This window comes from Parasphingorhabdus sp. W113 (assembly GCF_055693205.1).
The window spans coordinates 1,884,881-1,908,259 of the sequence record NZ_CM146328.1 but is presented as its reverse complement, the minus strand read 5'-3'; the positions used below and the strand labels follow the sequence as shown (position 1 = coordinate 1,908,259).

Annotated in this window: 12 protein-coding genes and 1 pseudogene; 10 read left to right on the top strand and 3 right to left on the bottom strand. The window is 57.4% G+C overall.

Annotated elements, in window-relative coordinates; all coding sequences use genetic code 11:
- The first annotated feature begins 132 nt into the window (after positions 1–132).
- The 7 genes and pseudogenes from ACZ1GS_RS08995 to ACZ1GS_RS08965 all read left to right on the top strand — a co-directional run bounded on the left by ACZ1GS_RS08995 (position 133) and on the right by ACZ1GS_RS08965 (position 8,434).
- Entirely contained in the window at positions 133–327 is a 195-nt protein-coding gene (locus tag ACZ1GS_RS08995; protein WP_472694874.1) for a helix-turn-helix domain-containing protein, read from the top strand.
- A pseudogene (locus tag ACZ1GS_RS08990) lies at positions 251–496 on the top strand (hypothetical protein); the annotation flags it as partial. The gene ACZ1GS_RS08995 and the pseudogene ACZ1GS_RS08990, both read left to right, overlap by 77 nt.
- Positions 497–564: 68 nt before the next feature.
- A complete protein-coding gene (locus tag ACZ1GS_RS08985) occupies positions 565–1,017 on the top strand; it encodes a LysR substrate-binding domain-containing protein (RefSeq protein WP_472698104.1) in 453 nt (150 codons plus the stop codon).
- A 176-nt stretch (positions 1,018–1,193) separates the two neighbouring features.
- A complete protein-coding gene (locus ACZ1GS_RS08980; protein ID WP_472694873.1) occupies positions 1,194–4,298 on the top strand; it encodes a TonB-dependent receptor domain-containing protein in 3,105 nt (1,034 codons plus the stop codon).
- Positions 4,299–4,350: 52 nt separating this feature from the next.
- The gene (locus tag ACZ1GS_RS08975; protein ID WP_472694872.1) at positions 4,351–5,607 is read left to right on the top strand and encodes a M14 family metallopeptidase; all 1,257 of its coding nucleotides are present in this window, start codon (positions 4,351–4,353) and stop codon (positions 5,605–5,607) included.
- Positions 5,604–7,202 carry an N-acyl-D-amino-acid deacylase family protein gene (locus ACZ1GS_RS08970; protein WP_472694871.1) on the top strand — a complete coding sequence of 533 codons (1,599 nt, stop codon included), beginning with the start codon at positions 5,604–5,606 and terminating at the stop codon, positions 7,200–7,202. The genes ACZ1GS_RS08975 and ACZ1GS_RS08970 overlap by 4 nt, the downstream gene beginning before the upstream one ends.
- A complete protein-coding gene (locus ACZ1GS_RS08965; RefSeq protein ID WP_472694870.1) occupies positions 7,196–8,434 on the top strand; it encodes a dicarboxylate/amino acid:cation symporter in 1,239 nt (412 codons plus the stop codon). Before ACZ1GS_RS08970 ends, ACZ1GS_RS08965 begins: the two co-directional genes overlap by 7 nt.
- Here ACZ1GS_RS08965 and ACZ1GS_RS08960 read toward each other — a convergent pair.
- Entirely contained in the window at positions 8,431–9,648 is a 1,218-nt protein-coding gene (locus ACZ1GS_RS08960; RefSeq protein WP_472694869.1) for an FAD-dependent oxidoreductase, read from the bottom strand. The genes ACZ1GS_RS08965 and ACZ1GS_RS08960 overlap by 4 nt on opposite strands.
- 265 nt (positions 9,649–9,913) lie before the next feature.
- Between ACZ1GS_RS08960 and ACZ1GS_RS08955 the strand changes: the two genes are divergently transcribed.
- Complete coding sequence (locus ACZ1GS_RS08955) at positions 9,914–10,714, top strand: hypothetical protein (RefSeq protein ID WP_472694868.1); 801 nt, start codon at positions 9,914–9,916, stop codon at positions 10,712–10,714.
- A 3-nt stretch (positions 10,715–10,717) separates the two neighbouring features.
- Positions 10,718–12,196: an SLC13 family permease gene (locus tag ACZ1GS_RS08950; RefSeq protein ID WP_472694867.1), complete on the top strand. Its 1,479-nt coding sequence runs from the start codon at positions 10,718–10,720 to the stop codon at positions 12,194–12,196.
- A 27-nt stretch (positions 12,197–12,223) separates the two neighbouring features.
- Here ACZ1GS_RS08950 and ACZ1GS_RS08945 read toward each other — a convergent pair whose 3' ends face one another.
- Entirely contained in the window at positions 12,224–13,348 is a 1,125-nt protein-coding gene (locus ACZ1GS_RS08945; protein ID WP_472694866.1) for a TIGR03032 family protein, read from the bottom strand.
- A 300-nt stretch (positions 13,349–13,648) separates the two neighbouring features.
- Positions 13,649–13,774 (bottom strand): hypothetical protein, encoded by a 126-nt coding sequence (locus ACZ1GS_RS08940; RefSeq protein WP_472694865.1) that lies wholly within the window; start codon positions 13,772–13,774, stop codon positions 13,649–13,651.
- Here ACZ1GS_RS08940 and ACZ1GS_RS08935 point away from each other — a divergent pair.
- Positions 13,767–23,312, top strand: a complete 9,546-nt coding sequence (locus ACZ1GS_RS08935; RefSeq protein ID WP_472694864.1) for a hypothetical protein — start codon at positions 13,767–13,769, stop codon at positions 23,310–23,312. The genes ACZ1GS_RS08940 and ACZ1GS_RS08935 overlap by 8 nt on opposite strands.
- The last annotated feature ends 67 nt before the right edge of the window (positions 23,313–23,379 follow it).

Genomic DNA, 23,379 nt, shown 5'->3' with positions numbered 1-23,379 from the left:
CGATTGGTATCGCGGGGTCCGGTTTCCTGACTGCAACACGAAGAGGCGCCCGGCGTGCTTGATGTTCCGGGACGGTGATATCACTGTACATCGATTCCCGGGCTTGCTTTTTGGGTGGCGAGTGGCCACCCCATGATCATGCGCTTGCGTCAAATCGAGATTTTCTATCATGTCTATCGCACCGGATCGATCAGCGGTGCGGCGCGTGATCTCAATGTTTCGCAGCCATCGGTGAGCAAGGTCTTGCGTCATGCCGAGGATCAACTCGGCTTTCCTTTGTTCATGCGCCGCAAGGGGCGAGATCTATGCGACGCCGGAAGCGGATGAGCTGTTTGTCGAAGCCAAAGACATATACGGACGGATTTCCGCCTTTAATCGCACCGCCGACAATATTCGTTCCCGCCAGGGCGGCCATATACGGTTGGGCGCGCTGCCGTCCGTCAGCCTGTCTCTGCTACCCGACGCATTAGCGAAATTCCGTCTCGAAAATGCTGACGTCAGTTTCGAACTGACGACCATACATTCGGATCAGATCATTCCTTCGCTGGTTGAAAAAAATGCGATATTTGTATCGGGTTTGAAGCGCCGTCCGATGAACGTATCGCAACCACACGGCTTGGCGCGGGCCAGTTGGTGGTTGTTTCCGACCGTGAACTGCAAACCGTGGCGGGCGGCCTCGATCCGCAATTGCTCCATGATATTGATTTTATCGGGATCAAGGATAGCGGGCCACTCTGGGCGTTATTGTCCGGCTTGCTGGAAAAACACGGAGTGAAGCCGCGAGAAGTCGTTACGACCCGGACCTATCACGTCGCGCTTGCCCTCGTGCGCAAGGGTGTTGGCCTGGCTGTGGTCGATGAATTTACGGCAAATTCCTACCTTGGGCCGGACCTGTTTCGCTATCCACTGGTGGGGCTCGACCCATTTCCCATATTTGCGGCGACTCTGACGCAACATTATTACAGCGATTTGTTGGAAGATTGCATCGCTGGCCTGTCGGACGTGATTGCCGGTTAATCACACCGTCTCTCCGTTGCAAAAAAGCAACATATAACCTGCTGTTATGAGGCAATGTCGGGATACTAATATCTCCATGATTGCTTTGCGTCGCAAAATGGTGCCAATTTTCAAGCAAGCCAGATCGGGATGCTGGGAGGCAAATATACGTCTGGTTCACAATCAGGGAGGGTTTCATGGGAATCGCAAAATCGAAAATGAGCCGGTTGTTCTGCACAACCGCAATCTTGGCATTGGGTACGGGCAATGCCTTGGCACAGAATACCGGTGATCAGGACGCCGCGGCAGATGACAATATCATCGTTGTTACAGGTTCGCAGATCAAGGGCGCGAAGATTGACGATGTACTGCCAGTGACCGTGCTGGATGAAGAGGCAATCGAAACCACCGATGCTGCATCTGGCGATGAATTGTTCCGATCCATTCCGCAAGCCGGGCAGGTGGCGTTTAATGAACAAAGCACTGCGGGCGGCGTCAATGGCGCGCGCGGCGATATTGCCTCGATCAACCTGCGCGGATTGGGCACGGGCAACACCCTGCTGCTGATCAATGGGCGCCGTATGGTACTGAACCCAGGTTTCCAGACCGAGCTTTTTGTTCCGGTCGTTTCCCCTGACACCAATACCATCCCGCCGGGCGGTGTGCGCCGGGTAGAAGTGCTGCGCGATGGCGCGTCCGCTCTCTACGGTGCTGACGCGGTGGCTGGTGTTGTGAACACCCAGTTGAAAGATAATCTCGATGGCGGTTTCCTCCGCGGAAATTATCGCGCCTCTACCGGGACCAGCCTGTTTAACTACAGCATCCGCGGCGGATTGGGTTTTGACTTTAACGAGGGACGCAGCAATCTGACCCTTTATGGCTATTATTTCCGCGAAAACGGAGCGCCTGCTTCGGATCGTGACTATTCTGCCAGCAGCGATTTGAGACGGTTTGTCGAAGGCACCGATTTCGAGGGCGATACCCAGTTTGATAACCGCTCAATCAATTCGCCCTTCGGCGCTTTTGACATCCAGGGCTCCAGTGCGACCTCGTCAAACACCACGGTGTTGCGGGATGATGATTTTCATATCCAGCCCTGCAGCCTGTTCGGCGATTCCGGTCAGCCCAGCGACGGACGGTTCATCAATCTCGGCAATGGTCTTTGTGCCGATAATGGTGGCACGATTGACCGGGACTTGCGCTATGACATCGGGGCTGATCGCGACCTCTTCTCGAAAAAGGATCGCTATCATTTCCAGGCGCTGTTCAATCATGAACTGAGTGATTCCGCCGAATTCTATTTCGAGGGATCCTATTATCGATCCAAATCGAGCCGGCAACGCGAGCAGAACACAATGCTCAGTGCGGTGCCTATCGGGATTTTGGCATCGGCCTATTATAACCCGCTCGGTGCGACTACGCTGGCTGATGGATCGCCTAACCCGAACCGGGTCACCAATGGCATTGGTAGCGGCGTGAGTGATGCCGGGCGAGACCTGTTGCTCGAGGATTATCGGTTTGTCGACTTTGGTCCGCGTCTCGGTACTGTGACAAAAGACACCTTCCGGTTGGTTGCCGGTTTGCGCGGTCAGATTGGCGATTGGGACTATGACACTGGATTTGTCTATTCGGAAGCGAACACCTCCGATTTTACCGCCAATCGGATTTCCGGCACGCTGTTGCAGGATGCGATCAATCGCAATGATCCCTCTGCCTATAATCCGTTTAACGGCGGCTGCTTCTTCGGACAGGGCCTGGGGCCAAATCGCGAAGATTGTACGCCAAGCAGCCAGGCGGCGATTGATTCCGCATCCATTGATGTTTTCCGAAAAGGCGAGACAACCTTGGCGCTTGCGGATTTGAAAATATCCAATTCGAATCTCTTTGCCATGCCAGGAGGTGATGTCGGTATCGCAGCGGGCATTGAGTTCCGTCGGGAAACATTCCTGGATGACCGGGATCCGCGTCTGGACGGCACGATCACATTTACCAACGCAGTCAACGGGGACTTTTTCGGCAGTGACGTGATCGGGTCAAGCCCATCGCCAGACACCAGTGGCAACCGGGAAGTCTATTCGGGATATGCCGAAGCTTTCATTCCGCTTGTTTCGGAAGATATGGACATTCCGCTGGTCACCGAATTCAACCTCCAGCTGGCAGGGCGGTTCGAGAGCTTCTCAGATTCCGGCAGCACATTTGTTCCTCGTGTTGCCGCTTCTTGGACACCGGTTCGCGGACTCATCCTTCGCGGCGCATGGTCGCGCGGCTTCCGCGCACCGAACCTCGTGCAGGTCAATGATCAGGGCACGACGCGTTCCAACTCGGAAATCCCGGCTGTGGAATGCGTTGCCGAGATTATCCAAGGGATCGAAGATGAGGTTTCGGATTGCGGCACCAGAGGCCTGATTGACTTCCGATCGGGGGGACCGGACTTGCGGCCTGAAAAGACCGAAAGTGTAAACCTTGGTGTTGTCCTGGCACCAGAATTCCTGCCGGGCCTAACCCTGACTGCCGACTATTGGCGCGTGAAACAAAATGGTATTGTCGGCATTCTCGGCAACCAGAATGCGCTCTATCTGGATCTGATCCAGCGTTTGCAAGGCGGGTTAAATCCCAATGTTGTCAGAGATGCTCCTGATGCTGGGCAAATTGCGCTATATGACGGCACGGGTATCAATCCTGCCGGTGATATTGTGCAGATTTTGAATCCTTATCAAAATCTCGACAGCCGGACGTCGGAAGGCGCAGACTTTGGCATTATCTATGACGTCGGTAGCACGCCAATTGGTGATCTCAAATTCCAGGTGAATGCCGCCCGTCTGATCAGCTTCAACCAGTCACCGGGAGAATCCGGTGCCCCCTTGGCAGATCTCGAATCGATCCTGTCGGGTATCCCGCAATTGTCACCGGGTGACGTTGCAACGCTTGCAGCGGAAGGATTTGGCGAACTGATCGAACGGGATGGTCGTCCAAAATGGCGGCTGTCGGGTTCGGTGAATATTCGCAACGGACCGGTCCGGGTTAGTTTCTTTGGTCGTTATGTCGGGGAATGGAACGATCCGAGCGCAACCCAAAATGACACCGGCGCCTTGTTCCGCGGCGATGATTGGTTCACGCTCAACGCTTCGGTCAGCTATACGATCGAGAATGACACTGGATTGAACGGTACCCGGATTAGAGTGGGTCTCAACAATATCTTCAATGAGGCTCCGCCGATTGCCGATGAAAGCTACGGCTTCTTCGGAGAATTGCACAGCGCCAGAGGGCGGCAATTCAGCTTTGAAATCCAGAAGAAATTCTGATCGATAGAAATGAGGCGGCCAGCTGGTCGCCTCATTCATTCTGGAGATTGATATGGTGACCATGCGGAATCTGTCTGCCGGCCTTATGCTCTCGGCCCTGTCCCTCAGTGGATGTGTGACCGCGGCTCCTGTCCAAACGGAAACCGCGGCCAGCGCCGCGGACAATTGCGAGACCGCAGGGGTTGTCCTCGACACCGAATTTCCGGCAGGCAATGTCGCCAGTTGTGAAGCGACGTGTGCCCGTGAATTTACCGTCACGATCAAACCCGAAGATGCGCCGCCGATCAATTGCAGCGCCTGGTATGCATTTCGACTGACGCCCAAGACCGCAGAAGCAATAACCCAAACTATCTCGGTCAATCTGACCTATGACGCTTGCGGTCATCGCTATTGGCCCAAGACGAGCACCGATGGAAAGATGTGGAGCCGGCTTCCAAATTCTGCGGTGGACGTGATCAACCAACCCAAGACGGGCGAATCCCGGCGGCTTCCGGCGCGCGCGCAAATTGATATTCCGCTCGTCGGTGGCCAGCCCGTTTTTGTGGCCGCGCAAGAAATTATCGTCCCAGCAACCTATGCTGCGTGGATCGACACGCTGGCAAAATCTGCCAATGTCGAGACCGCGTTGCTGGGAAAATCTGCCGAAGGCCGGGATATCTCTGTCATCAGCATCAAGCAGCCGGGAACCGATCCGACACAACAGGTGGTGCTGGTCGGCCGTCAACACCCGCCCGAGATCACCGGGGCGCTCGGAATGCTATCATTTGTCGAAACCCTTAATGGTGATACACCGCTGGCCCAATCCTACCGCGCCCATTTTGAAACCATCGTGGTGCCGATGCTCAACCCCGATGGGGTGGTGCGCGGATATTGGCGGCACAATACTGGCAGCATGGATCTCAACCGTGATTGGGGACCCTTTCAGCAGCCGGAAACGCAGTTGATGGACGGTTTGCTCAAGAAGATTGCGGCTGACCCCGAAAAGGAATTGCGTTTCTTTGCGGATTTTCATTCCACCCAAAATGATATTTTTTATACCATTCCCGATACGTTCCCGACCAAGCCGGCGTTGTTTATCAAGAAATGGCTGGGACGGCTGCAGGAACGCATGCCAGACTATAAGGTCAACCGCAGCGCCAATCCCAATCTGACTCAGGCCAACTCGAAAAACTATGTCTATCGGGCCTATGGTGTGCCGACCGTGACGTATGAAATGGGCGATGAAACCGATCGCGAACGGATCAAGAAGGTCGCACAGGAAGCGGCGGCGGCGATGATGGAAACGCTCCTGGCGTCGCGCACTGAATGATGGTTTCCGGTCTGCGGAAGGTCGTTGCGACGATCTGCATTGTGATATTGTCCGGCTGTCACACAGTGGAAGACCGGTCCTCCATGCCGGCAGTTGATATCCTGATCACCGGCGGAATGCTGTTTGACGGCACAGGAGCGCCAAGCCGTCTGGCCGATGTGGCAATTAGTGGAGACCGGATCGTCGATGTCGGACCCGGCCTGTCAAATCAATTTGAAGCGCAGAAAACTATCGATGCAACCGGGTTGATCGTTGCGCCGGGATTTATCGATCCGCACACCCATGCCGGAAGTGATCTCAATTCCACTGACATCAAGCGCCGCCGCAATCTTCCCTTTGCCTATCAGGGTGTGACCACCGTAGTGGTTGGCAATGACGGCCGTGGCAACAGCAATATTGCCGAACAAGCGGCGTTGGCGCGGCAACAGAAGATTGGCACCAATGTCGCCTATCTGGCGGGTTTCGGTTATCTGCGCAAAACCGCAGTGGGCGACGATAATCGTCCGCCAACGCAAACGGAATTGGACCAGATGAAAACCATGATGGCCGGCGCGATGTGCGAAGGTGCCTTTGGGCTTTCAGCGGGTCTTTACTACGCGCCGCAAACATTCGCTGCGACCGATGAAGTAGTCGAAATTGCCAAGATCGCGGGCGCCCATGACGGCTATTATGACACGCATTTGCGGGATGAAAGCACCTATAATATCGGACTGTCCGGTGCGATCAATGAGGCTCTGGAGATCGGTCAGCGGTCTGGTGCAGCCGTACATATTTCTCATATCAAAGCCCTTGGGCCAGCGGTGTGGGGACACAGTGCGAAAATCATTGCACGGATTGAAGGGGCGCGTGCTGCCGGTCAAAGGGTGACCGCAGACCAATATCCCTGGGCGGCATCCGGCACCCGGATCAGCAACGCTCTGGTGCCGCGCTGGGCACTGGATGGAGGTTTGACGGGGCTGCGTGACCGTCTTCGTGAACCAGCGCTCGTCGCGAAAATCAAAACGGAAATGGCAGCCAATCTGAAGCGCCGTGGCGGTGCGAGCAAATTGCTGATCACGGGCAGCTTGGGCAGGGCAAACGCAAACATCGGAATGACTTTGGCAGACATTGCGGAAGCGGAAGATCTGAATCCACTTGATGCGGCGCTGCTGATCTTGATGTACGGTGATGCCCGGGTCGCTTCCTTCAATATGAATCAGGATGATATCGATGCCTTTGCGGTGCAGGACTGGATTGTTACCGGATCTGACGGGAGCACCGGACACCCGCGCAAATTTGGAAGCTTCCCGAAAGTCTATCGTGACTATGTCGTGAACGGGAAACTCTTGACCATGGCGCAATTTGTTCGCCGAAGCTCGGGCCAGACTGCCGATATTATCGGTCTGAAGGATCGTGGCTACATCAAAATGGATATGGTCGCAGATCTTGTGATTTTCGATCCCGAACGCTTTGCGCCTCGTGCCACTTATGAACAACCGGAAGCGTTGAGCACCGGCGTCATCTATTTGCTGGTCAACGGTCAAGCAGTGATCTCCGAAGGAAAGCATGGCGAGGCGCTTCCGGGGCGGCCGCTGCTGAAAACGACTCAATGCTAAAATTCTGGTTCAATATTCCGCTATGGCAGAGGGTTGTCGGCGCGTTGATTGCGGGCATTGCGGTTGGCCTGTTCTGGGGGCCAGAGGCGGAGAATATCAAATGGATCGGCGACCTGTTCATCCGCGCCATCAAGATGCTCATAGTCCCGCTGATTTTCTTTTCGCTGGTCTCGGGTATTGCCGCACTGGGTGATCTAAAAAAGCTTGGTAATGTCGGTGGCAAAGCGATTTTGTTATTTGTAACAACCGGTCTGATTTCGGTGTCCATCGGATTGACCATGGGAACGATTTTTCAGCCCGGGGTCGATTTGAACATCGATATTCCGCAAGGCATTGTCATACCGGAACCCGCCACGACATCGGTGACCGAGATGATTCTGTCGCTGATTCCCGAAAATCCGGTGATGACAATGGCCGAGGGGCAGATATTGCCGCTGATCATATTTGCGCTGCTGTTTGGCATCGCTTTGCTGATGGCGGGTGAACAAGCGGGTCCAATCATCCGCGGCGTGGATGCCGGGGCTATTGTGATGCAGAAAATGACGATGCTGGTGATGGAGCTTACGCCCTTTGGTGTCTTTGCGCTGATGGCCTGGGTTGCCGGCACTTTTGGCTTTGATGCCCTGCTGCCGCTCGCCAAGATGGTCGCGTTGAACTATATTGGCTGCTTCATCCTGATCCTGTTGGTTTATCCGACCATTTTGAGGGTTATCGCCAAACTGAACATTGTCGATTTCTATCGCGGCATTATCGATGCGCAGGCGGTTGCTTTCTCGACCGCATCCTCGAACGCGGCCTTGCCGGTCACTCTGCGGTGCATTCAGCGCAATCTCGGCGTATCCAAAAGCGTCTCCAGTTTTACCGTTTCGCTCGGTGCGACGATCAATATGGACGGGACCGCAATGTATCTCGGACTGGTCGCGCTGTTCGGTGCGCAGCTTTACGGAATCGAGCTCAGCTGGATGGGCTATATCCTGATTGCTCTGACAGCCACGCTGGGATCAGTCGGGGCGGCGGGTATTCCAGGATCGGGGCTGATCATGATGAGTCTGGTGCTGAGTTCGATCGGCGTGCCGCTGGAGACAATCGCCTTTGTCGCCGGGATCAACCATATCATGGACATGATGCGAACCATGACCAATGTCACCGGCGATGCCACGGTCGCGGTGGCGGTGGGCCGGATGGCGGGAGAGATTGATGTCGAGGAATACATTTCCGACGATGACATCTAAGCGCGCACCAGCAGCTCCGCCAAACGTTCACCAGAACCCAATGCCATCGTCCATCCCAGCATCCCATGACCTGTGTTTATCGCCAGTCCCGGAATCGGATGGGAGATTATCGGCAGCGAATTAGGAGTCATCGGACGCAATCCGGCCCAAAATTTCTCGGCCAGCGCATAGCGACCCGCATCGGGTAAGGATTGTTTGGCCAGAGCGATCAGCGCTTCTTTGCGTGGCGCGCGAACAATGCTCGTTCGATCGCCCAGGTCTGCCAATCCGGCAACCCGCATTTTGTCGCCGAGATTGGTAAAAACAACTCTCCTTCTGGTATCGGTAATGCTGGTTGTCGGAGAACCGTTGCTGAGCGGCATTTCAAAGGAATAGCCTTTCATCGGTTCGACCGGAACGGTCAGGCCAAGGGGAGCCAATAGCTGGTTGGACCGCGAAGCGCCGCATATTATGGCGATATCCGTCCGCCACTGATCACCATTGGAAAGCGTCACGGTTGTTTCGCTTTCGCCCGGATCGAGCTTTTGCACCGCCTGCCCGAAAAGGGTTTTTACGCCATATTCGTTCTGCAAAACGGTGAGCAAGTCCTGACAAAACAGGAAAGGGTCGCCGACCTGTTCTGATGCGGTGTGAATGGCACCAGCGATCTGGTTCTGAACGGTCTCAAGCGCCGGTTCGACCTGAACCACCGCAGCGGGCGTTAATATTTTCTGGCATTCTGCGCCGCCATTTTTCAATTGGACAATATCACAGGCCTTCCGGAACGCGGTGTGGTTGTCGTAGAGATGAAGCTTGCCTTTGGTTTCGTGGCGAAAGATGAGGCTATGTTTCCCGAGAAGATCATCCATCGCCAACCGGGATTCTTCGGCGAGTTTCAACCCTGCCAGCGTGTTTTTGGCAAATTTTCTGTTCGTGCAATTGGCGAGAAACCGGGCAAGCCATTGGCCATAGCGCCAGTCGAGATGACAATGCATGCGAAAGGCCGGATCCAGACCGGCCGCCAGTCGTGGTAGATCCCGCCAGATCGCAGGACTGGCTAGCGCATCCGTGTAGCGATAGCTTAGCTGAGCGCCGTTGGCATGAGATGCTCCCATGGCCGGGCCCGCCGCTTGATCTATGATGGTCACCGCAACGCCGCGCCTCGCCAGGGCGTAGGCACTAGCGATGCCGACAACGCCGGCGCCAATTATTGTGGCACTTTGTGGCTTCACCATTTCAATTTGCGTCCATTTCCAGCGCAAAATGAAGTCAAAAGCGACCAGATACTAGGAATGATCCAGTGGCACATCATAACTGATAGCTATGGTTGATGTTGGAGGGCGGTATCAGAAGGCGATTGCGCTGCAAAACAACGCTTGAATAGTGCGGCGCGATCTCCTTAAATAATTGCCGTCAGGGGATGCACAGATGAAGATGGCTACAAGACTGCTTTGCTGCGCGTTGGTTGTCATCTTGGCACCGGCTTGGGGAGCAGCGTCTGTGTCGGCCTCCGGTCCGCCATCTGCCACTGTTGCTTCTGACAATCGCGCAGCGCAAGTCACGCAGGTGCAATCCGAAAATCCGACGCACATCCTCTTCGTCGGCAACAGTTATTTCTACTATAATGACAGCTTGCACAATCATGTTCGGCGGATGGTTCTTGCTGCGGATCTGTCCCGGAACGGCGACTTGTCTTACAAGTCCGCAACCATTGGGGGTGCGGCCTTGTTCGATCATGATATCGATCATTTGCTGGATCCGGACAATTTGCGGGTCAACAAACCCTTTGAAATCGTGATCCTGCAAGGTGGCAGTGGTGCGGCCCTGTCCGAAGAACGACGGCAGCTTTTTACCGAAACGGCGGTCAGTTTCGCAAAGAAGATCAGGGCGCGCGGCGGAGAGCCGGTGCTCTATATGACCCACGCCTATGTGCCACCACATCGCCGCTATCGCCCAGGGATGATGGCGGATATCGCTTCGCTTTACATCGAGACCGCAAACAGGATTGATGCTCTGGTGATACCCGTGGGTCTTGCGTTCGAGGAGGCGTATCGCCGTCGCCCGGACATCCAATTGCACAAAGATTTTGACGGCAGCCATCCCGATTTGCTGGGAACCTATCTCGCAGCCGCAACGGTCTTTGCCAGTCTTTATGGCCACTCGCCGATTGGCAATGACTATGACTATTTCGGAGCGGTGACACAGCAGGATGCGGCCTTTCTCCAGACCGTCGCGCAGGATGTCGTTACCCGTTTCCATCGCCGCGCACTGCAAGCGCAAGATGGCAACAAGGGGCAATAGGGCATGACCGATGGCAGCGCATCCGCCCAGGACAGTTCCAGCCGGCTGAACCTGCCTGGCTTGATCGGTGGCATCGTGGCTTTCCTGGCTGTCCTGTTCTGGTTTCAGCCAGATGACCTGTCCAGACAAGGCGAGATCGTCGCGGCCATCGGCGTGCTTATGGCAATCTGGTGGGCAACAGACGCCATTCCCTTGCCGGTGACGGCGCTGCTGCCGATTATCGCTTTTCCGCTGGCCGGGGTCCGCTCCATCGAGGACAGCGCAGCGCCTTATGCCAATCCGATCATATTCCTGTTCTTGGGGGGATTTCTTGTCGCGCTAGCGGTGGAGCGCAGTGACCTTCATCGCCGCATCGCGTTGCTGATTTTTCGTGCGCTTGGTAAAAGTGGGAAGGGACTTGTCGCCGGGTTCATGCTGGCCGCTGCCTTGCTCAGCATGTGGATTTCGAACACTTCGACTACGCTGATGCTGTTTCCGATCGCGGTTTCACTGGCGCTGGTTGTTGGCGAAACGTCTCCGAATCTGACGGAAAAAGAAAAGCATGATTTCCAGATTTCGCTCTTGCTGGGCCTCGCCTATGGCGCCTCGATCGGCGGTTTGGCGACGCTGGTCGGCACCCCGACAAACGCGTTCATGGTCGGGTTTTTGCAAAGTGAATATGCGATTGAAATTCCGTTCGCCCGGTGGATGATGGTCGGTATTCCGGTATCGCTGATCTTGTTGCCGTTGAGCTGGTATCTACTGACCCGGTTTCTCTATCCGGTGACCTTTGCCTCGTCGGTGGAAACCCGGGAGGAACTGAATCGACGTCATGAAGCCCTGGGCAAAATGTCGACGGCAGAGATCCGGACCGCAATTCTCTTTGGTGCCCTGGTGCTGGGCTGGATGTTGCGCAAGCCGATTGCCGCGGCATTGGGCCTGGAAGGGCTGACTGATACGGGTGTTGCGATGACGGCGGCACTGCTTGCCTTTGTGATCCCCAGCGGGACCGATCGCCATGCGCTGGTGACATGGCAAGATACAAAGCGGCTGCCCTGGGGCGTGCTGATCCTGTTCGGCGGTGGTTTGTCGCTTGCGGCAGCCTTGTCTTCGTCAGGTTTGACCTTGTGGCTGGGTCAGCAATTGGCGCCGCTTGGAGCGGTCAACGCGATATTGCTGATTGTGGTGCTGACCGCGCTGGTGATCTTTCTGACAGAGCTGACCAGCAATGTCGCAACAACGGCGACCTTGCTGCCGGTTGTGGCCGCGCTCGCGATTGAACTGGGTCTCGATCCGCTGACGCTGGTCGTGCCCCTGACAATTGCCGCAAGCTGCGCGTTCATGCTGCCGGTGGCGACGCCGCCCAACGCGATTGTCTTTAGCACCGGTGAAATCAAGATATCGGAGATGATGCACGCGGGGCTGTGGCTCAACCTGCTCGCGGTCATCCTGATTTCGATTGTCGCGACCCAGCTCGTACCACTCGTCCTGTCGGGTCATTAGGCGGTTTCGTGTTCGCGCTGCTCCAATTCAGATCGCGACAGCGGGCTGTTCGATCGTGATAAAATCCCTGATCTCCGTCGAATTGGGTCCGAGGGTAATCGGGTTTCTGACGCCCGGAAGCACACAGATATCGAACAATTCCGAAATCGCGCCATCAAAGCGCAACCACTGGGCTACATCGCCACTGGTGAGCGACAGTATCTGAATACCGCACCACGGATCGGCATCCTTCTTCCGCAATCTGTCGTCCAGCTCCAGGCCTTCAAACCGCTGATAGCGCGGCTTCGACAAAGTGACGAACGCATGGTTGTTGTGAAAGGTCAGACCGCGCAAAAATCCAGGCAAAAAAGCGAAGGGGGTGAAGCTTTGGTCTCCTGGGTCCAGCCAGCCCAGTTCACCGGTTCCCGAATTCAGCAACCAGATCTTGCCTTCATGCACACGCGGACTGTGCGGCATCGAGAGACCGTCGGTGATGATGGCATTGCGTTTCACATCCACGATAATACCGCCGTCATGCCGGCGGTCGCGCCAGCCATCGATGACATCCGAGCGGCAGATCGCACTGACATAGCGCGGCTCGCCATTGACCATTGCCAGGCCGTTGAGGTGACAGCGATCCTCCGGCGCGAGCTTCGATATAAAGGCCGGCTTCCAGATCGGCTTGAAACTATGGGTCACGCTGGGTTCGCACAGGCAGCTGTGCCGGGTATTGACGAACAGGATGCGGCCATTGCTGCGAATACCGATTTCATGAATATCGACATTGCCGGTGGTCTGCATGTTGCGCGGTACATAGACCTTGTCATGCGCCTGATTGGCGCGTTCATCCGTTGCCAGCACATTTTCCATGCGGACGATTTGAGTCAAAGTCCCGAGATACAGACGGTTGGCATCACCTGTAAGCCCCATGGCCTGCGGGTAGACCGATTCATGCAATGCGAGTGTACCGTCCAGCCCGTGACCAACCAGATACAGACGGCCTGTTTGATAGGAAGTAAAGCCAATCGAAATGGCATTGGCCGCCAGAAACGCAGCAAGGCCCGATGAGAAGTTGATATCGATCTTGCCGGGTTGGTCAGCCGCCGTGGGCGGTGTCTCAGTCGGTTTGCTGGTGCTGCCGGAATCGAGAGATTCGCCTTCAAGCAATGGCATTGTCCCATCTCCGACCGTCTGAATATATATTATAAATCAGATAGATAGGGAAGATCAGCACCGCAAGCCAACGGATTTTTCGGTGCTTGTGATTTGTTCGGAGCAGCCGCGAAACCATGGGCCAAAAGCTGGATTCGTTAGGGGTTTCAGATGCTAAGACCATAAGATTATTCTACTATATTAAAGAGTAACAAAACTACTTTACACGAAGATACATATGTTTCAATAGTGAAGGTGCGTTGCGGATTCGGGAGGGGCTGAGCCTCTCCTTTTGAACATGAGGCAATGCATCAATATGACTCAAATCCACAAACGCGTTCCTTCGAAAGCTTCGGTATCTCGTGATACCGGAAAACGCGCCGCCAGCAACAGAACAGCCTTGGCGAACGCCCTGAGAACAACGGTATCGGCGGTCGGTTTGGCCATCGCTATTGCCCATCCTGCTCATGGTCAGACCTTGCCTAGCGAATGTTCGCCCGGCACGGCAATAACCGGCGACACCATTGTCTGCACAGCCGCCGCCCCGACAATAATAGGCGGCATCGCAACAACCGTCGACGACCTGACCATCGTGGTTGGTGATGACACAACCCCGACGACGGTGAACGAAAGCGCCGGGGACGGGATCAGCATGACGGGCGGTGGCGCCCAGAGACTGACCATTGCCAATGCTGGATCCAGCGTGGTCGGCACCGCCGATGGCGTCGCTGTGGAAATTAGTGGCGGAGTCGATGATCTAACGATCGTCTCGGACGGATCCATTTCCGGTGGCAGCAACGGTATCGAGGTCAAGAATAGCGGTGGCGGAGCGATATCGGTAACCACCGCCGATGTTTCCGGGACCCAATTGGCCGGCATCTATGCTGTGACCGATGGTATGATCATGCTGGACAGCAGTGCCGGGGCGATCACCGGCGGCCGCGCTGGTATTTATACAAAAACTACGGGGGCGAATCAAAACGCCATCACAGTTTCCCAAGTGACCGCCACCCAGGATGGCATCAAGAGCAATGCAATCAGTGGTGACCGCACCGTCACGCTGACATCTACGGCTCAGGTCACAGGACAGAATGCAGCGGGAATTTCCGCATTTTCGCAAGCTGATAGCGCTTTCTTGTTGCAGGGCAGTGGCGGTACTGTGGTTGGCGGCACCGATGGTCTGAACTCCCGCTCGAGCGGCGGGTCGGTTACCGTCGATGGCATTGCCAGCATTACCGGCAATAACGGGGATGGCATTGACGCGGCCTCCGCTGGTGGCGCTATTTCTGTAATTGGCGTGGGCACCCTTGTCGGTACTGGCGGTAATGGCATCTTGGCGGATAGCGATGGTGGAACGATTTCAGTCCAGGGCAGCGGGACCGTCGGTAGCATAACAGGCGAGAATGGGGCCGGAATTACCGCCATTGCCTCCGGTGGGTCCGGCGGCGATATCAACCTCGGCAACAATATAGTGCTCGGGACGGTCACCGGTTCCACTTATGGGATCTCTGCCACAACCGACGGAACCGGCAGCATCGTGATGACAGCGGCGGATGTGACCGGAAATAGGGCGCACGGCATCAGGGTGTCCAACAATAGTGGGGACATTGTCATAGACAGCAGCGCTGGCACAGTGACTGGCGCATATTCCGGTTTGAACGCCCAGAAATTAAACACCGGAACGCTGTCCATCATCACTGGTGATGTCACCGGAAGCAGCCGTGATGCGATATATGTTTTGGCTTCCAGCGCGATGATCACGGTCGACAGCAGCGCCGGCCAGTTGAGCGGAAGCCGTGCTGGTATTTCAGTGGAAGGCGATTTGGTTTCGATCACCACAGCCGATGTGACCGGTTCCGCAAACACCGGCATTTCCGCAGAGACAATCAGCGGCGCTGTGACGGTTGACAGCCTGGCGGGTACCGTGACCGGGGGTACCGAAGGCATCAATGCGCGGGCGGGGTCTGGAAGCGTGTCGGTGACGACGGCCAATGTCACCGGAATCACGCAACGGGGCATCTATACCCGCACCGGCAGCGGCGACAGTGTGATCGACAGCAGCGCGGGGGCGGTGACGGGCGGTACGGACGGCATTTACGCCAGAAATACCATCAGTGGCGCCATGTCGATTACCGCCGCAAATGTTACCGGTGGCGCGATCGGCATTAGAGGCGAGGCGGCGAGCGGCGACACGACAATCAATCTTGCATCGACGGCAGTGATTACTGGCCAAACTGGCGTTGCGATTGATGCGCGGTCAACCAGTGGGGCCATCATGTTGCAGGGCAATTCCGGCGACCTGATTGGCGCAACGGATGGCTTTTATGCGCGCTCGCAGGGTGGTGCCATCACGGTCAGCACGATTGACAGCATTACCGGGAATAACGGTGACGGTATCGATGTGGCATCCGCCGGGGGCGCTATTACCATTGCCGCGGTCGACACGATCCTCGGGAATGGCGGGTTCGGCATATTGGCGGACAGCGATGGCGGCGCGATTTCGGTCCAGGGCAGCGGGACGATTGGCGGGATCACGGGCACCAACCGGGCCGGTATATTTGCCAATGCGCGGGGCGGTGCCGCGGGTGATATCAGTCTCGGCAATTTGGCCTTGTTGGGAGCGGTTAATGGCTTTGAGGACGGGATCCATGCCCATACCGACGGTGCCGGGGCGATTGCAATCACCGCGTCGGATGTAACCGGAACGACGGGAGAAGGCATATTCGCGCTGTCCAGAAGCGGTACAATCGCGATCGACAGCAGTGCGGGGACCGTCAGCGGACGGGTTGGCATCAACGCCAATGCCTCAGGCGCAGGGGCGGTATCAGTCACAACGGCGGCGGTGATAGGCACATATGGCGGTGGCATCCAAGCCTATTCCTATGGTGGCGGCGTTACAATCAACAGTACAGGCGCTGTCACCGGTGCCACCGAAGGTATTTATGTCGAAGACGCCTTGGCCGGCGCGGTTTCGGTTACGACAACCGATGTTGTCGGAGACTCGCGCGATGGCATCAGCGCGCGTGCGCGCGGCGGTGGCGATCTGACCATTGACAGCAGCGCCGGCACGGTGATCGGAGGCAATGACGGGATCAATGGTAACGCTGCGGGATCGGCAACAATCCGGGTGACCAGTGGCAGTGTGACCGGGGAAAGTGATGGGATCGATACCGATATGAATAGGATATCGGGCGAGACCGTCGGGGATACGATCATCACGCTGACGCAGGATGCGGTTATTACCGGGCGGACGGCGGAGGCGATTGATGCGCGTTCCGAGGGCGGCGGCATTCTGCTGCAGAGCGATGGCGCTATCATCGTTGGAGCAACCCACGGCCTCTATGCGCGGTCTGAGGGCGGGGCCGTTACGGTGGATGGCACCGGCAGAGTCAGCGGTGCCTCGGGTAACGGGATTGATGCGGCGTCCGCTGGCGGGGCGATTGCAATCTCATCGGTCGATAGCATCCTCGGTACCAGTGGCCATGGCATCCTTGCGGATAGCGGCGGTGGCGAGATTTCTATCCAGGGCAGCGGATTGGTTGGTGGGATCGTCGGCGGTCTGAACGCGGGGATCACCGCCAATGCGTCCGGCGGCGATATTGGTCTGGGCGATACGGTCCGATTGGGCGCCGTGACCGGAGCGACTGACGGTATTGCTGTCACCACCAATGGCATGGGCAGTGTCCGGATGGCCACGGCGGATGTCACCGGAACAACGGCGCAGGGTATCGACATTCTGACCGATAGCGGCGCGATCCGGATTGACAGCAGCGCCGGATCGGTGCGCGGGGGAGAAATCGGCATCCAGGCCGCGGCCCAGGCGCAAGCGGCTCTGGACATTACCACCGCCGATGTCACCGGTGTCTCCGATATCGGTATAAACAGCTATTCTGGCGGCGGTGGTATCACCGTGGATAGCAGCCGGGGCGCCGTCCTGGGCGGCCGAGACGGCATCATCGCAAGAGATGGAAATGGCGGGACAATCAGCATTGTGACCGCCAATGTTACAGGAAGCTCGGACCGCGGCATTTACGCTCATTCCCAAGGCGGCGGGGTCAGTATCGACAGCCGTGCGGGTTCGGTAAGCGGAGGCACGGATGGTATTCGCGCCAGAGCGGATGGCGGCGGGATGGTGGCGATCAGCGCGGCCAATGTTGCGGGTGGTTCCGGTGGCATCTTGAGCACTGCCGGGAGCGGTGAAACCGGCATCACTTTGGCCGCAGATGCCGTTGTCACGGGATTGGGCAGCGCGGCCATTCGCGCGCTTTCCATTGGCGGTGCGATCTCCGTTCAGGGGGAAGTAAGTCAATTGATCGGAGGAACGGATGGGTTTTATGCGCGCTCCCAAGGAGGGGCGATCACGGTGGATGGCCTGGCAACCGTCACCGGCAATCTTGGCGATGGTCTCGACATGGAATCGGCGGGCGGGGCAATCACCGTAAGCGCTGTCGATACAATCCTGGGGACCGCGGGCCATGGTATATTGGCGGATAGCAATGGCGGCACGATTGCGATTCAGGGAAGCGGCACGACTGGCGGAATTACCGGTGTCCAAAGTGCCGGAATCACAGCCAATGCCACCGGCGGTGCGGGGGGTGATATCCGCATCGGCAATGACCTGATATTGGGCGCCGTCACCGGGGCCAGCCAGGGTATTACTGCAACGACGGACGGCGCTGGCAGCATCATATTGACCACTGCCGATGTGACCGGAACCACGGCGGAAGGCATTGTCGCCAATGCCAGCGGCGGCGGCATCGCGATTGACAGCAGCGCGGGTCGTGTCACCGGAAATATTTTCGGCATTCAGGCCAGAGATAGCGGTGGCGGCGCATTGTCTCTGACCACTGCTGATGTAACCGGGAGTGCCTTTGCCATTCTCGGTCTGACGGATGGTTCGATCACGGTCGACAGCCGCGCGGGCGCGCTAATGGGTGGCAGTGCCGGGATATTGGTCGGGGCCAATAGCACAGCAGACGTCTCCGTGACCACGGCGGATGTAACGGGGTCGACCGGTATCGGTGTGAATGCCGCGTCTGCGGGCGGGCGCCTTGCGGTTGATAGCCGTGCTGGCACCGTTGCCGGTGGAACCGACGGCATCACCGCCCGCAACAGCATGGGTGGAGCGGTGACGGTTTCAACCGCTGCCGTGAGCGGCGCTTCGGGTTCTGCCATTTTGGCGACAACCACAGATGGCGGCGTATCGGTTGATAGCACCGATGGTGCGGTGACCGGCGCAACGAACGGAATTTTGGCGCGAGATTATGGCACCGGTTCGGTTTCCATTTCGGCAGCCAATGTCGCTGGCGGTTATGTCGGAATTTCGAGTGCTGCCCAATCCGGGTCCACGAACGTAACCCTGGCTTCGATGGCGGTGGTAACCGGAGTGACAGGGACGGCTATTGATGCGCGATCGACCGGTGGCGCGATCGGAATCCAGGGGAACTTGGGCAGCTTGGGTACGGTAATTGGGGCCACCGATGGAACCTATGCGCGGTCTCAAGGTGGTGCGATCACCATCACCGCAATCAACAGCATCAGCGGCAATGATGGCGATGGCCTGGATTTGGTGTCCGACGGGGGTGCCGTTTCGGTGACCGATGTTGGCACGATCGTGGGCAGCGGTGGCAATGGGATAGTCGCGTCAAGCAGCGGTGGAGACGTTTCCATTCAGGGTAGCGGGTTGACCGGTGGAATCTCTGGCACCAGCGGTTCCGGTATCATCGTCCGGTCCGGTGCCGGTGCGATCACGATTGGTGGCATGGCGTCAGTCGGCGATGTTACCGGTAGTGAATACGGTATTTCGGCGAGCAACAATTCTGGTGCGGCGGGAGATATCGTCATCAGCAGCGCGGGACGGGTGCAAGGTGGCTATAGCGGCGTCGAGGTCCTTAATATCGGCAGCGGCGCGCTTTCGATCACCACGGCCGATGTGATTGGCACGGCAGACACGGGCATCAGCGCGATAAACGCAGGTTCATCCCTGGCCATCAATAGCAGCGCGGGGCAAGTCACCGGTGGCCTTGTCGGCATTGTCGCCGAGAATGGCTATGCCGGTGACACAGTCATGACCGTCAACCAGGTTACGGGCGGCACGACCGGCATTGCGAGCAATGCTGAAAACGGCGCGACAACCATTAGTCTGACTTCGACTGGTATTGTGACAGGATTGGCGGGCGCAGGCATTGATGCGCAGTCAACGGGTGGGGCGATAACCATTCAAGGCAGTTCCGGCTCAGTGCTGGGCGCAACCGACGGCATTTACGGGCGAACTGCTGGCGGATCACTGCTGATCCAGAATCTCGATTCGGTTGTCGGCGAAGGCGGCGATGCCATCACCCTGTCATCGGCGGGTGGGGATATCGTGATATCGGGTGTAGATAATGTGACCGCGACAGCAGGCAATGGCATTGGCGCGTCTAGCGGTGGCGGTGACATCTCCATTCAGAATGTCGGTGTGGTCGCCGGCATCAACGGAGGCGGCGATACGGCGATATTCGCCGATGCGCGCGGCGGGCCGGGTGGGAACATCTCGCTCGGCGACACCGCACGATTGGGCGCGGTCAATGGGCAGGTTGCCGGGATAGTCGCTTCTAGCGACGGGATCGGCGCCATCCGCATCGATACCCGTGGCGGTGTCGTTGCCGCTGGCCGCTACGGCGTGTCCGCAACCGCAGAAACCGGCGACATCGCGATTGCCGCGGGAGATGTCAGCACCTCTGCCCTTGCAACTGACGCGCTACCGGTTGTCGCCATCGGTGCCATGGGCGCCGGGAATATTGATATCATGCTGGCGGGCAATGTGACGACCAGCGGTGCCGGTATCATCGCCCGAACAACCGGTGCGGGTTCCGTATCGGTGGACGCCGGCAACGGGTCTGTCGCGAGCACGGGTACCAGTGATGCCGGCCTATCGCTTGTCATCTCCGGGCCGATGAATGTCTCCGATGCCGGCACCGGTGCGGATATTCTGCTCGCATCCTCTGGTATCATCACGGGCGGTACGCATGGCATCGAAGCGGTTAACCGCGGCGTTGGAAAGACGACCCTGACGGCATTGAACAGCAGCGGCGCAATGGGGGCCGGAATCCATGTTTACAGTGGCGCCGACACAACCGATGTCACGATCGCACTGTCAGGCACGGCATCGGGAATGACAGCAGGGATTGATGTTATCCACTATGGCAGCGGGATTCTCAATATCGACGCCAGCACTGTTTCCGGTTCTGGCTATGGTATCATTACCCGACAACCGGGAGTCGGTGCCCAGACCATTGCCACGACCAATGTCACGGCGACATCGGGTACAGCCGTGTTAGCCAATAGCAGCGGGAGCAGCCTCGCTATTACCGTGGCGGACAGCGCCACGGGACAGGAACGGGCCATTGATGCGCGCAATGACGGCACTGGTGCGCTGACCATAAATGCTGCGTCTGCGACCGCAACAAATGGTGCAGCAATTTATGCTCGCAATGGCAGCACAGGACCGGCGGGGACCGATCTGTCGATCAGCACCGGCGGCCTGGTTCAAGGCGCGACAGGAATTGATGTGGTCAATAACGGCACTGGTGTGCTGACCATTTCCGCCGCCGATGTGGTTGGTCGAACCGGGGAAGCAATGGTGGCGAGCGGATCTGGCAGCGGGTTCGTATTCGACAGCAGAGCTGGCGCGATCGTGGGCGCGACCAACGGAATCAGCGTGACGCATAGCGGCACAGGCGCAACAATGATCGAAACGGGCGCGGTCACCGGCACCAGTGGTATTGGCATTTCCGCGCTCAACGGCACCGCGGCATCGGAGCTGATCGTGAGAAGCATGGCTGATATCAATGGTGGAACCATCGGGATATTTGCCGATGCGGGCAGCGGCGATCTGCTTCTGGATCTGACCGGCAATGTTACGGGTGGATCGGACGGGCTGGTCACGATTACCGAGCGTGGAACCGTTCTGACGGTTCTGGCCGGTCAATCGATTAGTGGGGGGACAAACGCGATTGCAACACAAGCCCAGGGCGGCAGTCTGCTGTCTCAGGACCGGCTTGCGATAAGCGGGACAATCAATGGCACAGTGATGACTTTTGAGGGCGATGATATCGTTTCGGTTGCTGCAGGCGGACTGGTTGACGGCGCCATATTGCTTGGTGCCGGAGCGGATGTCTTCAACGATGACGGTGGAACCATCACCCGGCTGCGCGGAGGCGAGGGCGATGACAGGCTGAACTTTAACGCCGCGCCGCGCTTGCTGAACGGTAGCGGCAATATGGCGGATGCGATTGCCGAGTTTGAACGCTATGATTTCAACATCGGCGGTTTCACGCTGGACGGTGTTCATGATGGTCTGGACCTGACCGCTTTCAACGTTGGTCAAACGGCACTTTCGGGTAGCCTTTCGTCCCAGCAGGCGACGATTGCAGCAGGTGCCGGGTTGGATACCGGAGACGGCGCGATGCTAATCGGTGCGCTGGTCAATGCTGGGGATTTGGCAATTGCCAGAAACGGCACCGGTGCCTTCCAGATCAATGGAAACTTTGCGCAAGAAGCTACCGGCACGCTCACATTGGACATCAGAAACAACACGGACGCTGATCGCATTATAGTCACGGGGGATATTACTCTGAACGGATCCCTGGCACTTGTGCAGCAGGAGCTCGTGACGGACAGGCTGGTCCTGCTGGATGGAGATGCTGGAATCTCCGGCAGTTTCGAACAGGTGACCGGATTGCAAAACGGTCTGCTCGGGACACAGTCCATCGTCACCGATCAGGCGACCGCCGACATAACGCTGGTGACGGGGCCGGCCGATGCTGGTTTGCTCGAGCAATTGCCCCCCAATCAAGCCGCAGTGGCGCAGGCTTTGACAACAGATTTTACAGCGGGTTCGCTGACCGGCGACCTCCGCGATCTGGTGGTGGCGCTCGGGACAACATCAGACACGTCCAGCCTCTCCGCAGCTCTGGATGAGTTGACACCCGAAATAGCGAATGCAGCCATAGACGGGATCCGGTTGAGTCAGAACCGTTTCCGCAGTCTGTTATCGGGTCAGGACCGAAGGGAGAATCGCAGCGGGTCGCCCGAAGCCTCGGCGCTCGCGGTGCTCGCCCAGGCCGCAGCATCAGCTGTCCCTGCGCAATCTAACGACCCTCGGATATGGGGTGCGATCCTTCATGGTCATCATCACAATGCGGCTACGGACAGCAACAAAGGCTATCGCGCCGATGGATTTGAACTGACTGCCGGGATTGACGGCATTGATCTCGGCGGGTGGCAGCTCGGTTTTGCCGCTGGCTATTCAGATTTCGACAACCGCGACTTGCGCGGGGCTCCGGACAGAACGGCCAGTTCGTTCTTCCGCGTTGGCATTCACGGTAGCAGCGCCTTTCAATCGGAAGCTCTCGGCCTCGATGGTCATGTCGATATCACGCTAGACTATGGCAGCGGTGAAAATGCCGTGACGATGGCCGCAGCCGGGAATCTGCCTGGCCTGAGCGGTTCTCAAACGGGCGTGGCTGATACCGAGGCTTTCGGTCTGTCCGTCCGCTTGAATCTCGACGGCAGCACCGACACCGCATGGCCGGTTCAGCCCTTTGTCAGTGTTGCCTATGATCATTTTTCTCAGGATCGACTAGACGTGACCGGCGGCGGTGTTACGGACCTGACCATCGACCCGCTGGATCTTGATCGGATCACATTTGGCTATGGTATTCGGGGTGATCATCAGTGGCGGGACACCGGCCTGCATGTTGGCCTGGCCGGCTATCATTTTACGGGCGATACGCAAACCAATTTGACCTCTCGCTTTCTGGCCAGCGGGGTCAATGGCACGGCCTTTACAACCGCCGGTTTTGCCATTGAGAACCAGTTTCAGTTAGACGTCGGGCTGTCGCAAAAATTTGGCAAGGGATGGAGATTCGCGCTTGACGGATATGCCGGATTTGGTGATCTCGAAAATTATGGCGGGCTGTTCAGGTTAAGCAAGAAATTCTGAAGATTCCCGGTTCGGCGTAGCGGTTGGTGGTCCATGCTGAAAGGCGCTTGCCTTTTCGGTTCGCACC